At 56.8% G+C, this 13,531-nt stretch carries 7 protein-coding genes; 5 read left to right on the top strand and 2 right to left on the bottom strand.

The features are described 5' to 3' along the window. Window positions 1–352 precede the first annotated feature (352 nt). Window positions 353–2,038 (bottom strand): sensor histidine kinase, encoded by a 1,686-nt coding sequence (locus DCH402_RS01330; RefSeq protein ID WP_039999189.1) that lies wholly within the window; start codon window positions 2,036–2,038, stop codon window positions 353–355. A 380-nt stretch (window positions 2,039–2,418) separates the two neighbouring features. On the opposite strand from DCH402_RS01330, the gene glgB reads away from it, so the two are divergent. The 5 genes from glgB to glgP all read left to right on the top strand — a co-directional run bounded on the left by glgB (window position 2,419) and on the right by glgP (window position 11,859). After that, window positions 2,419–4,602, top strand: coding sequence for a 1,4-alpha-glucan branching protein GlgB (gene glgB / locus DCH402_RS01335; RefSeq protein WP_039999190.1), 2,184 nt, complete (start codon window positions 2,419–2,421; stop codon window positions 4,600–4,602). After that, window positions 4,602–6,572 (top strand): glycogen debranching protein GlgX, encoded by a 1,971-nt coding sequence (gene glgX, locus DCH402_RS01340; RefSeq protein ID WP_039999191.1) that lies wholly within the window; start codon window positions 4,602–4,604, stop codon window positions 6,570–6,572. The genes glgB and glgX overlap by 1 nt, the downstream gene beginning before the upstream one ends. A 16-nt stretch (window positions 6,573–6,588) precedes the next feature. Next, window positions 6,589–7,875 carry a glucose-1-phosphate adenylyltransferase gene (gene glgC, locus DCH402_RS01345; RefSeq protein ID WP_039999193.1) on the top strand — a complete coding sequence of 429 codons (1,287 nt, stop codon included), beginning with the start codon at window positions 6,589–6,591 and terminating at the stop codon, window positions 7,873–7,875. Between the two features lie 79 nt (window positions 7,876–7,954). Continuing rightward, complete coding sequence (glgA, locus tag DCH402_RS01350; protein WP_039999194.1) at window positions 7,955–9,388, top strand: glycogen synthase GlgA; 1,434 nt, start codon at window positions 7,955–7,957, stop codon at window positions 9,386–9,388. 23 nt (window positions 9,389–9,411) lie between these two features. Further along, complete coding sequence (gene glgP, locus DCH402_RS01355; protein ID WP_039999196.1) at window positions 9,412–11,859, top strand: glycogen phosphorylase; 2,448 nt, start codon at window positions 9,412–9,414, stop codon at window positions 11,857–11,859. Window positions 11,860–11,971: 112 nt separating this feature from the next. Here the strand turns inward: glgP and glpD are convergent, their stop codons facing one another. Next, on the bottom strand, window positions 11,972–13,471 hold the full coding sequence (glpD, locus tag DCH402_RS01360; RefSeq protein WP_039999197.1) for a glycerol-3-phosphate dehydrogenase: 1,500 nt from the start codon (window positions 13,469–13,471) through the stop codon (window positions 11,972–11,974). Window positions 13,472–13,531: the final 60 nt, after the last annotated feature.

Genomic DNA, 13,531 nt, shown 5'->3' on the forward strand with positions numbered 1-13,531 from the left:
GCGAAGATGGCGTTAGCCGGAGCAGTGACGTGATGTGATGCCGAGATTAGCCTGAGAACGGCTTCCCCACAAGGGAAGCCGTTTTTTATTGTCGCTATACCCGTCATACTTCAAGTTGCAGGTGCGTTGTCCTCCCTCGCTCACCCCAGTCACTTACTTATGTAAGCTCCTGGGGATGAAATGAGAGACATCCTGTCTCTCACCGCAGGCCAGCCGTTGGCTGTTCAAATTCGTTCCAGACGAATTTGTCACTCAGTTGCCGCCTTCCTGCAACTCGAATTATTTAGGGTATAAATTGCTACTCTATAGCTGTCGCACCCTGATAGTTGCCATACCCTGACCCGTTGCACGCTTATGCCATCCGTAGCGGTACGCGTACCTTTACGCGGGTAAAGCGATTCGGCTCGCTGGTGACGGTGATGCCGTAGTGATGGCCGTAACGTGCTTTAACGCGTCGATCCACCAGATTCATCCCCAGTCCGTCGCTGCCGTTGCGCGGGTAATAAGCGCCGGCGTTGTCCTCTATCGTGAGTTCCAGCATATTGGCGTGGGTGCGTGCGTCGATACGCAGGCGGCCGTCATCCAGCATGTGGGAAATACCGTGTTTGATGGCGTTTTCCACCAGCGGCTGTAAAGAAAAAGCCGGTAGTCTGGCGGATCGGAGCGATAAAGGAACGGCGATCTCCACGGTCAACAGGTTGGTGAACCGCGCTTTTTCAATGTCGAGGTACGCGCTGATATGCTCCAGTTCATCGCCGAGTGTGACTTCGTCGCCGCTGCGCTTGAGATTTTTGCGAAAAAACGTCGACAACGACAGCACCAACTGGCGGGCCTGGTCCGGATTGCGGCGAATAATCGCCGATAGCGTATTCAGGGTATTGAACAGGAAATGCGGGTTGACCTGCGCGTGCAGCAACTTGATTTCGGATTGCGCCAGCAACTGCTTCTGTTGTTCGAAACGGCCGGCGAAAATTTGGGCTGACAGCAGGTGGCCGATACCTTCCCCCAGCGTCCGGTTGATAGTGGAAAATAACTTGTTTTTCGGCTCATACAGCTTGATGGTGCCGACCACTCGCTGTTCTTCGCCACGCAGTGGGATCACCAGCGTCGACCCGAGCTTACATTGCGGCGAAACCGAGCAGCAAAACGGTATTTCGTTGCCATCGGCGTACACCACTTCATTGTTGTCGATAGCCTGATGGGTATAGGACGAGGTAATCAGCGCGCCGACTCTGTGGTGCTCGTCGCCGATGCCGATAAACGCCAGCAGTTTTTCCCGATCGGTGATGGCGACGGCGCCGACGCCCAACTCTTCATACAGTATGCGGGCGACCCGCATACTGGTTCCCGGATTGAATCCCTGGCGCAGTATACCTTCCGCCCGGGCGGCAATTTGCAACGCGCGGGCTGAAAATGCCGAGGTGTACTTTTCAAACATTGCCCGGCGGTCCAGCAGGATCCGCATGAACATTGCCGCTCCGATGCTGTTGGTAATCATCATCGGCAAGGCGATGCTTTTGACCAGCATCAGCGCGTCGCCAAATGGGCGCGACAGTAGCAGGATGATGCTCATCTGCACTATTTCCACCAACAGGGTGACGGCGGCGATAACCAGCGGCTGGAATAACAGGTCGATGCGGTGGTGCCGAATCATATAGCGGTGCAGCAACCCGCCGACCAGCCCTTCCACCGTGGTGGACACCATGCAGGCCATCGCCGTCATGCCGCCCAGTGAATAGCGGTGCAATCCGCCGGTGAATCCGACCAGCATACCGACCGAAGGGCCGCCCAGTACACCACCCAGCAGCGCGCCGATGGCGCGGGTATTGGCGATGGAGTCGTCGATATGCAGGCCGAACCAGGTGCCGAGAATGCAGAATATGGAGAACGTCAGATAGCAGATCAGCTTGTGCGGCAGATGGAGCGTGACCTGCGTTAGCGGAGTGAACAGCGGCGTTTTACTTAACAGATAGGCGATGACCAGATAGACGCATGTCTGCTGCAGTAATGACAGAATTAACTCAACCTGACTGACCATAAACGACCTACCTCCCTGTTTGATCAAGTCATTCTACGCGTTGGGCTTCAGGGTAACCCAAACGAGATCAATATTCGCTAACGCTATGATTAATTATTTTTTCTTATGGTTATCAGGCGTAAAAATTTATCCAATATCTCAAATATTTTCCCTTTTCTTGACTAAGCTGAATCTTAGGCTTACCTGAAGAATACTTCGCAGCCTTGGATATTACTGTGATGTTTCATTTTTTCAGGTCGGTTCTCTTTTTTATGGGGCAGGCTGGTTCCTTTTTTGTTATTGACGCAGGGCATTCGCATACCAATAAGCGTGATGAAGAAATGACCTGTCTCTTTAACATCTTTACTTTATTTAGATGGTTAATTCAGAGGACGGATGCCATGTCAGGATTTTCCGATCGGAACATCATTAATCTCCTTTTTTCCGGCCATTATGCCGATCCTTTTGCAGTATTGGGTATGCACGTCACATCGTCAGGTCTGGAAGTTCGTGCGCTGCTTCCGGAGGCCAGCGATGTACACGTGGTAGACGCACACAGCGGACGTAAAGTCGCACACCTGCAGCGCCTGGACCCGCGCGGTTTTTTCGCTGCGGTGATCCCTCGTCGTAAAAAGCCGTTCAGCTATCGGCTGGCGGTGACCTGGCAGCAAGATACGCATGTGATTGACGACCCTTATCGTTTTGGCCCGTTGTTGCAGGAACTGGATATCTGGCTATTGGCGGAGGGGCGCCATTTGCGGCCGTTTGAAACATTGGGCGCGCACCCGTCCACGCTGGATGGCATCGGCGGCACCTGCTTCGCCGTCTGGGCGCCGAATGCTCAGCGGGTGTCGGTGGTGGGCGATTTCAATTTTTGGGATGGACGCCGCCACCCGATGCGGCTGCGGCGCGAGAACGGCGTGTGGGAGCTGTTTGTACCGGGCGTCGGGGTCGGGCAGTTGTACAAATTCGAAATCATCGATTGCTACGGCAATGTGCTGGTGAAATCAGACCCGTATGCGTTTGCCTCCCAGATGCGGCCGGATACCGCCTCGGTGGTCAGTGCGTTACCGCCCGCGTTGCCGGTGGATGAGGCGCGGCAACGTGCCAACGATTTACAGTCGCCGATTTCCATTTACGAGGTGCATCTGGGGTCATGGCGGCGGCATAGCGACAATAATTTCTGGCTCAGTTACCGCGAACTGGCGGACCAACTGGTGCCGTACGTTAAAGACATGGGGTTTACTCACGTTGAACTGATGCCGGTGCATGAACATCCGTTTGATGCCAGTTGGGGTTACCAGCCGCTGGGGCTGTATGCACCGACCCGCCGCTTCGGCTCGCCGGAGGATTTCCATTATCTGGTCAATGCCTTTCATGACGCGGGCATCAATGTGTTGCTGGACTGGGTATCCGGCCATTTCCCGACGGATAGCTACGGTCTGGCGCGGTTTGACGGTACGGCGCTGTATGAATATGCCGACCCGAAAGAGGGCTACCATCAGGACTGGAATACGCTGATTTATAACTTCGATCGCCATGAGGTGCGTAACTATCTGGCGGGTAATGCGTTGTACTGGACGGAGCGGTTTGGCGTCGACGGGTTACGGGTAGACGCAGTGGCATCAATGATTTACCGCGACTACAGCCGCCGCGACGGCGAATGGGTGCCGAACCATTACGGCGGCAAGGAGAACCTGGAAGCGATCGGCTTTTTGCGTTACACCAACCAGATGCTGGGCCAGAACCGTGCCGGAGCGGTCACCATCGCCGAAGAGTCCACCGATTATGCCGGGGTGACGTTGCCGCCGGAACATAGCGGGTTGGGTTTTCACTATAAGTGGAACATGGGCTGGATGCACGACTCGCTGGCCTACATGCAGCAGGATCCGGTGCATCGTAAATACCACCACGACCTGCTGACCTTCGGCATGTTGTATGCCTATAGCGAGAACTTCGTCCTGCCGCTGTCGCACGATGAAGTGGTGCACGGCAAGCGTTCTTTGCTGGATAGGATGCCGGGCGACGCCTGGCAGAAATTCGCCAACCTGCGCGCCTATTACGGTTTCATGTGGGCTTATCCCGGCAAGAAGCTGCTGTTTATGGGCTGCGAGTTTGCACAAGGGCGGGAATGGAACCACGACACCAGCCTGGACTGGCACCTGCTGGATGAGCCCGAAGGCTGGCATGCCGGCGTGCAGCAACTGGTGCGCGACCTCAACCATTGCTATCGCCAACACCCGCCGCTCTATCAATGCGACTACCTGCATCAGGGATTTGAATGGGTGGTGGTAGACGATCGCGAGAACTCGGTATTCGCCTTTATCCGGCGTGATGCCGAGGGTAACGAGATATTGATTATCAGCAACTTTACGCCGGTCCCCAGAGAGGGATATCGCGTCGGCATTAACCAGCCGGGACACTGGCGCGAAGTGCTGAATACCGATTCCATGCATTACCACGGTAGTAACCTTGGCAATCAGGGATTAGTGCGTAGCGAAGCGGTGGGCAGCCATTCCCGCCCACAGTCGCTGGTGTTAACGCTGCCGCCGCTCTCCACCTTGTATCTGGTGAAGGAGGCGTAATGGTTGAGCTGCTGGCGGGTCGGCCGCGACCGTTAGGTTCTCATTTTGATGGCGAAGGGGTGAACTTCGCGTTGTTCTCATCCAGGGCATCGCGGGTGGAGTTATGTATTTTTGACGGGCTGCGGGAGCAGCGTCTGCCGTTGACGGCCCGTACCGGCGATATCTGGCACGGTTATCTGCCGGATGCGCAACCGGGGTTGTGTTACGGCTACCGGGTCGACGGCGCGTTCGATCCGCAACGCGGTCTGCGCTTTAACGCCAACAAATTGCTGCTTGACCCTTGCGCTCGGCAGATGGACGGCTGGGTGGTGGATGACGAGCGGCTGCATGGCGGCTATGACTATCCCGATGCGGTAGACAGCGCCGAGGTGATGCCGCGCAGCGTGGTCGTGGATGAGCGCTACGACTGGCAGGGCGATGCGTTTCCGCGCACGCCCTGGAGCCAAACGGTGTTGTATGAAGCGCATGTGCGCGGGTTGACGCGGCGACATCCGCGTATTCCGGCGGCGATACGCGGTACTTACGCCGCGCTGGCTCACCCGGTGATGCTGGATTATCTGACCAGGCTGGGCGTGACGGCGCTGGAGTTGATGCCTGTCCAGCAACACGCCGATGAACCGCGTTTGCAGGCGATGGGACTGCGCAATTACTGGGGTTACAACACGTTGTTGCCGTTCGCGGTGGACAGCAGCCTGGCGGCCGGCGACGAACCGCTCAACGAGTTCCGCGACATGGTGCGGGCGCTGCATAATGCCGGGATCGAGGTGATTCTGGACGTGGTGTTCAATCACAGCGCGGAGCTGGATGCCGACGGCCCGACCCTGACGCTGCGCGGCATCGACAACGCCAGCTACTACTGGCTGACGGAGGACGGCGCTTATCACAACTGGGCCGGGTGCGGCAATGTGTTGCGGCTTGAACATCCGGCCGTGTTGCAGTGGGTGATTGATTGCCTGACGTTCTGGCATGAAACCTGCCGTGTGGATGGTTTTCGTTTTGATCTGGCGACGATTTTGGGGCGTATGCCGGACTTTTCCTCTTCAGCCCCGTTCTTTACCGCCCTGCGTAATCATCGGTCGCTGCGCAACTGCAAGCTGATTGCCGAACCCTGGGACATCGGCCCCGGTGGTTACCAACTGGGCAGGTTTCCGTCGCCGTTTGTCGAGTGGAACGACCGTTTTCGTGACGATATTCGTCGTTTCTGGCTGCACGGCGATCTGCCTGTCGGGGTGTTTGCCCGCCGTTTCGCGGCCTCCAGCGAAGTGTTTGAACGCAACGGCCGCTTACCCTGGGCATCGGTCAACATGCTGACTTCCCATGACGGTTTTACCCTGCGCGATCTGGTGAGCTTCAACCACAAGCATAACCAGGCCAATGGCGAACAAAACCGGGACGGCACCAACAGCAATTTCAGTTTCAACCATGGCATCGAAGGGCTGGAGGCGGACGCGGCTACGCAGGCGCGGCGTCGCGCCAGCCAACAGGCGCTGCTGACGACGCTGTTGTTATCGCAGGGTACGCCGATGCTGCTGGCCGGCGACGAGTTCGGCAGCAGCCAGCAAGGCAACAATAATGCCTATTGTCAGGATAACGCGCTGGCCTGGTTGCACTGGGAAACGGCGGATACCGAGTTGATTGCGTTTACCGCCGGGTTGATCCGCTTACGCCGTGCTATCCCGGCGTTACAGAAGGCGGGATGGTGGCGTGACGGCGAAGACGACGTACGGTGGCTGAATGCACAGGGAGAGCCGCTGACGCTATCCGAATGGGAACAGGGTGAACACCGGTTACAAATTCAGCTATCTAAATACTGGCTGCTATTGATCAACGCCACGTCACAGGCGAGTGATTTTTCTCTTCCCGAAGGGGAGTGGCGGGTCGCTCCACCGTTCGATGCTACCGACCATCCGCTCAATGAGCGGGTTTGGCGCGGACAGGCGAATGCGGTGTGTGTACTGGTAAAAAAATAAAAAAAAGGAGTCTGACATGGTGAGTACCGAGAAACACGATCCTCTAATGCTGGCCAGACAGTTGCCCCTGAAATCCGTCGCGCTGATTTTGGCGGGAGGACGAGGGACCCGGCTGAAAGATTTGACGGCGCACCGCGCTAAACCCGCGGTACATTTCGGCGGTAAATACCGGATTATCGATTTTGCGCTCTCTAATTGCCTGAACTCCGGTATTCGCCGGATTGGCGTGATTACCCAGTATCAGTCGCACACGTTGGTGCAGCATATCCAGCGCGGCTGGTCGTTCCTGAATACCGAAATGAATGAATTTGTCGATTTGCTGCCGGCGCAGCAACGGCACGATGAAAACGATCACTGGTATCGCGGTACTGCCGACGCCGTGTGCCATAACCTGGATATTATCCGGCGCTATGGGGCGGAGTACATCGTGATTCTGGCCGGCGATCACATCTACAAGATGGATTATTCCCGCATGTTGCTTGACCACGTGGAGAACGGCGCCGAGTGTTCAGTGGCCTGCATCCCGGTGCCTATCAAGGAAGCGCACGCGTTTGGCGTGATGAGCGTGGATAAAGACAATCGCATTATCAGTTTCGACGAAAAACCCGCCAACCCAACGCCGATGCCGGATAACCCCGATATGGCGCTGGCCAGTATGGGGATCTACGTATTCAACGCGCAATACCTGTACCGAATTTTGGAAGCGGATGTGTGCACCTCGGAGTCCAGCCATGATTTCGGCAAGGATCTGATCCCGAAAATCGTCGCGCAGGGACATGCCTGGGCGCACCCTTTCACGCTCTCCTGCGTCACCTCTTCGGATAACGCGCCGCCGTACTGGCGCGATGTCGGCACGCTGGAAGCTTACTGGCGCGCCAATCTTGACCTGGCGTCGGTGATGCCGGAACTGGATATGTACGACCATAACTGGCCGATTCGCTCGGCGATGGCGGCGCTGCCGCCCGCTAAATTCGTCCAGGACCGCTCCGGCAGCCACGGGCTAACCATGAACTCGCTGGTATCCGGCGGGAGCATCGTTTCCGGCTCGGTGGTTACGCACTCGGTGCTGTTCCCGCGGGTGCGTATCAACTCCTTTTGCAGCATTGATTCATCGGTGCTGCTGCCGGATGTCAACGTAGGGCGTTCATGCCGCCTGCATCGCTGCATCGTCGATCGCGCCTGCGATATTCCGGAAGGGATGGTGATCGGCGAAAACGCGGAAGAAGACAGCCGTCGCTTTTATCGTTCCGAAGAGGGAATCGTGCTGGTGACGCGCGCCATGCTGGCCAGGCTCAAACCCTGATCTGAACGTAACCGGCCGTGGTCGGCCGGAGGATTGATGCTGCCCGCGAGCTGGCGCGGGCGGCGGAATGGGAGACAAGATGCGGGTATTACACGTGTGTTCAGAGCTATTCCCCTTGCTGAAAACCGGGGGACTGGCGGATGTAGTGGGAGCATTGCCCAGCGCGCAGATCGCGGCGGGGATGGATGTACGGGTGCTGTTGCCGGCGTTTCCCGATGTGAAAAAAGGTATCCCGGATGCGCAAGTGGTGCGGGAACTGGATACGTTTGGCGGTCATGTCACGCTGCGTTACGGTCATTACAACGGAGTAGGCATCTATCTGATAGACGTTCCTCATCTGTATGACCGGGCCGGCAGCCCGTATCACGATACCTCGTTGTTTGCCTATTCGGACAATGTCGTGCGTTTCGGTTTACTGGGTTGGATGGGCGCGGAAATGGCCAGCGGCGTGGATCCGTTCTGGCGTCCCGACATTGTTCATGCCCATGACTGGCACGCCGGGCTGGCCTGTGCCTATCTGGCGGCGAAAGGCCGACCGGCAAAATCGGTATTTACCGTTCATAATCTGGCTTATCAGGGATTATTTGATGCTCGTCACATGTCGCAACTGCGGTTGCCGCCGGAGTACTTCAGCATGTACGGGTTGGAGTTCTACGGCCAGATCTCGTACCTCAAAGCCGGGCTGTACTATGCGGATCACATCACTACCGTCAGCCCGACCTATGCCCATGAGATAACCCAGCCCGAATACGGTTACGGTCTGGAAGGGCTACTGAAGTCTCGGGAAGAGGACGGCCGCTTGTCCGGCATCCTCAACGGGGTGGATGACGATATCTGGAATCCGGCGCACGATTCGCTGCTGACGGCGACGTATAGCCGCGATGAGCTGGCGCGCAAGGCGGAGAACAAACGGCATTTGCAGACGACGATGGGGCTGAAGGTGGACGACCGGGTGCCGGTGTTCGCCATCGTCAGCCGCCTTACCAGCCAGAAAGGGCTGGATATCGCGTTGCAAACCGTCACGAATTTGCTTGAACAAGGTGGGCAACTGGTGGTGCTGGGGGCGGGCGATGCCACCCTACAGGAAGGTTTTCTGGCGGCGGCGGCGGAGTATCACGGTCGCGTCGGCGTCCAGATTGGTTATCACGAAGCGTTTTCGCACCGCATTATTGGCGGAGCGGATGTGATTATGGTTCCTAGTCGGTTCGAACCTTGCGGTTTGACCCAGTTGTACGGCCTGAAATACGGCACGTTACCGCTGGTCAGGCGTACTGGCGGGCTGGCGGATACCGTGGCTGACTGCTCGCTGGAAAATCTGGCCGATGGCCTGGCGAGTGGTTTTGTGTTCAGCGATTGTAACGTAGCATCGCTGTCGCGGGCGATTCGTCGGGTCTTTGTGTTGTGGTCGCGCCCTTCGCTCTGGCGTTATGTTCAGCGTCAGGCAATGGCAATGGATTTTAGTTGGCAGGTCGCAGCCCAGGCCTATCGTGCGCTTTATCAACGTCTGTGGTAGTACGCATCAGTGGGAATGACATTATGAACTCTCCATTTATCTACAACTCACCTACGCTCAGCGTAGACGCGTTGAAACACTCCATCGCTTACAAGCTGATGTTTACCATCGGCAAGGACCCCAGCATCGCCAGTAAACATGACTGGCTGAATGCGGCGGTGCTGGCGGTGCGGGATCGCATGGTCGAGCGCTGGTTACGTTCCAGTCGTGCGCAGTTATCGCAGGATGTTCGGCAGGTTTACTATTTGTCGATGGAGTTTCTGTTGGGGCGCACCTTGTCCAACGCCTTGCTGGCGATGGGCATGTTTGACGACCTGCGCGACGCGCTGGAAGCGATGGGGCTGGACCTGAACGAACTGCTGGAAGAAGAAGACGATCCGGCGTTGGGCAACGGTGGCCTTGGCCGTCTGGCCGCGTGTTTCCTCGACTCGCTCGCGACGATGGCGCTGCCGGGGCGGGGCTATGGTATCCGCTATGAATACGGTATGTTCCGGCAAAATATCGTTGACGGTAAGCAGGCGGAATCGCCGGATTACTGGCTGGAATACGGCAACCCATGGGAATTCGTGCGTCACAGCACCCGTTACAAGGTGCGTTTTGGCGGCCGCATCCAGCAAGAGGGGAGTAAAACCCGCTGGCTGGAAACTGAGGAGATCATTGCCTGCGCCTACGATCAGATAATCCCCGGCTTTGATACCGACGCCACCAACACCTTACGGCTGTGGGCGGCGCAGGCCAGTAACGAAATCAATCTCGGTAAGTTCAATCAGGGCGACTATTTCGCGGCGGTGGAGGACAAAAACCATTCCGAAAACGTATCGCGGGTACTCTACCCTGATGACTCCACCTATTCCGGGCGCGAGTTGCGTTTACGTCAGGAGTACTTTCTGGTATCCGCCACGGTGCAGGATATCCTCAGCCGTCACTGGACGATGCACAAAACCTACGCCAATCTGACGGAGAAATTCGCCATCCACCTCAACGATACCCACCCGGTACTGGCGATCCCCGAGCTGATGCGTTTGTTGATCGACGAGCACAAGTTCAAGTGGGATGTGGCCTGGGATGTGGTCACCAAGGTGTTCTCCTATACCAACCACACCCTGATGGGCGAGGCGTTGGAAACCTGGCCGGTCGACATGATGGGCAAGATTCTGCCGCGTCACCTGCAACTGATTTTCGAAATCAACGACCGTTTTCTGGACGAAGTACAGGAACGTTTCCCCAATGAGCACGACTTGTTCAAGCGGGTATCCATCATTGATGAAGAGCATGGGCGTAAAGTCCGGATGGCGTGGCTGGCGGTGATCTGTAGCCACAAAGTGAATGGGGTATCGCAGTTGCATACCGACCTGATGGTGCAGTCGCTGTTTGCCGATTTCGCCCGTATTTACCCCGATCGGTTCTGCAACAAAACCAACGGTGTGACGCCTCGCCGCTGGCTGGCGCTGGCGAACCCGTCGCTGTCGAAAGTACTGGATGACACCATTGGCAAAACCTGGCGTACCGACCTGAGCCAACTGGCGGACCTGAAACCGCATATTGATTTTCCGGCGTTCCTGCAAAAAGTGCGCAAGGCCAAGCAGGAGAATAAAAAGCGGTTGGCTATCTATATCGCGCAGCATCTGGATATTGTGGTCGACCCGAATGCGCTGTTTGATGTGCAAATCAAGCGGATTCACGAGTACAAACGTCAGTTGCTCAACGTGTTGCACCTGATAACGCTCTATAACCGCATCAAAGACGACCCGGAGCTGGATCGCGTACCGCGCGTCGCCATCTTTGCCGGTAAGGCGGCCTCCGCTTACTACATGGCCAAGCACATCATTCACCTGATCAATGATGTGGCCAGCGTGGTCAACAACGATCCGGAGGTGAAAGACAAGCTGAAGATTGTCTTCATCCCTAACTATGGCGTCAGCCTGGCGCAGATCATTATTCCAGCGGCCGATCTATCGGAACAGATCTCGCTGGCGGGCACCGAGGCGTCCGGCACCAGTAACATGAAGTTCGCCCTGAACGGTGCGCTGACTATCGGTACGCTGGATGGCGCCAACGTCGAAATGCGTGAGCGGGTAGGTGAAGACAATATCTTTATCTTCGGCAACACGGCGGAGGAGGTGGAAGCGCTCCGTCGTAGCGGCTATAACCCGCGGGAGTTCTACAATCAGGACGAAGAGCTGCATCGGGTGTTGACGCAGATAGCGACCGGCGTATTCAGCCCGGACGACCCGCGCCGTTATGCCGACCTGTTTGATTCACTGGTCAATTTCGGCGATCACTATCAGTTGCTGGCGGATTATCGCAGTTATGTGGATAGTCACGACAAGGTGGACGATGTGTACCGCGACGAAGATGAATGGACGCGCCGAACGCTGCAAAACATCGCCAATATGGGCTATTTCTCTGCCGATCGTACGATTCAGGAGTATGCCGACGACATCTGGCACATCAAGCCGATACGGTTGTAGCCTCAGCACAGTTTTTGACGCCGAACCCCCCCTCGTTTGGTATCGAGTGGGGCCCACAGCTACGGCTTCCTCACGGAAGCCGTTTTTCTTTAGTATTAACCAACTTTGGGGATTAACCGGCTTTGGCTAACTGGCTGCGGTAGCTGACCAGCCAGTCGGCGACACGCTGGCGTTGCGCGTCGTCCAGCCACATGCCGAGCTTGGTGCGGCGCCAGATAGCGTCTTCCAGCGACACCACCCATTCATGCTCTACCAGATAGCGTAACTCGGCTTCGTATAAGGTATAGCCGAAGTGTTCGCCCAAATCGTTTAGGCTTTGCGCGTTGCCGAGGATTTTCTCGCTCTGGCTACCGTAGGTACGGCTGTAACGGCGTGCCAGCGCTTCCGGCAGATTGTAACGGCGGCGCAATGTGGCGGCATAATCTTCACGGCTGCCGCTGATGTCGCCACCGGGCAGAATCGCGTTGCGGGTCCATGCTTGTCCGGCTTGCGGGTAGTATTTCACCAGCTTTTCCAGCGCGTGTTCCGCTAACTTACGGTAGGTGGTTAATTTGCCGCCGAATACCGACAGCAACGGCGCTTTGCCGTTTTCATCCGCAACGGACAGCGTGTAGTCGCGGGTGATGGCCTGCGGTGAATCCGACTCGTCGTCGCACAACGGGCGCACGCCGGAGTAAGTCCAGACGATGTCGTCGCGCGTCAGCTGTTTTTTGAAATGGTCGTTATACACATCCAGCAGGTAACGGATTTCGTTGTCGTCGATCTTCACCTGATGCGGATCGCCGTGGTACTCCACATCGGTGGTGCCGATGATCGAAAACTCGTCCTGCCACGGGATCACGAACACGATGCGGTGATCTTTGTTTTGCAGAATGTAGGCCTGCTCTTCCTGATGCACACGCGGAACGACGATATGGCTGCCCTTAATCAGACGGATGCCGTACGGCGATGGCAGCGCCAGACCATCGTCGAAGAATTGGCGTACCCACGGCCCGGTCGCATTGACCAGCCCTTTCGCTTGCCAGCGGTGGATTTCGCCGCTCAGCGTATCCTTCGCTTCAACGATCCACAGACCGTTTTCGCGGTGAGCGCGGGTCACTTTCATGCGCGTTTTCACGTCGCCGCCGCGGCGCACCACTTCCTGCGCGTTTAGCACCACCAGACGCGCATCGTCCACCCAGCAATCGGAATATTCGAAACCGCGCGTCAGTTCCGGTTTCAACACGGATTCGCGACCGAATCGCAGCCCGTGGCTGGACGGCAGGCTAACGCGTTTCCCCAGATGGTCGTACATGAACAGACCGGCGCGAATCATCCAGGCCGGGCGCAGATGTGGCTGATGCGGCAGACGAAAACGCATCGGGAAAATGATGTGCGGCGCCATTTTCAGCAGCACTTCGCGTTCGGATAACGCTTCGCCCACCAGGCGGAACTCATAGTGCTCCAGATAGCGCAAGCCGCCGTGAATCAGCTTTGAGCTGGCGGAAGAGGTGGCGCAGGCCAGGTCCTGTGCTTCCAGCAGCAAGACGGATAACCCGCGCCCGGCGGCGTCTGCTGCGATGCCAGTACCATTAATGCCTCCGCCGATCACGATCAGATCTTGGGTTTCCACGTTTTCTCCTCCACCACGTCAAAAGCGGTATAGCCGTTAAAGTTATAATGTTCGTTTTCG

The organism is Dickeya chrysanthemi NCPPB 402 (assembly GCF_000406105.1).
Taxonomy (GTDB): domain Bacteria; phylum Pseudomonadota; class Gammaproteobacteria; order Enterobacterales; family Enterobacteriaceae; genus Dickeya; species Dickeya chrysanthemi.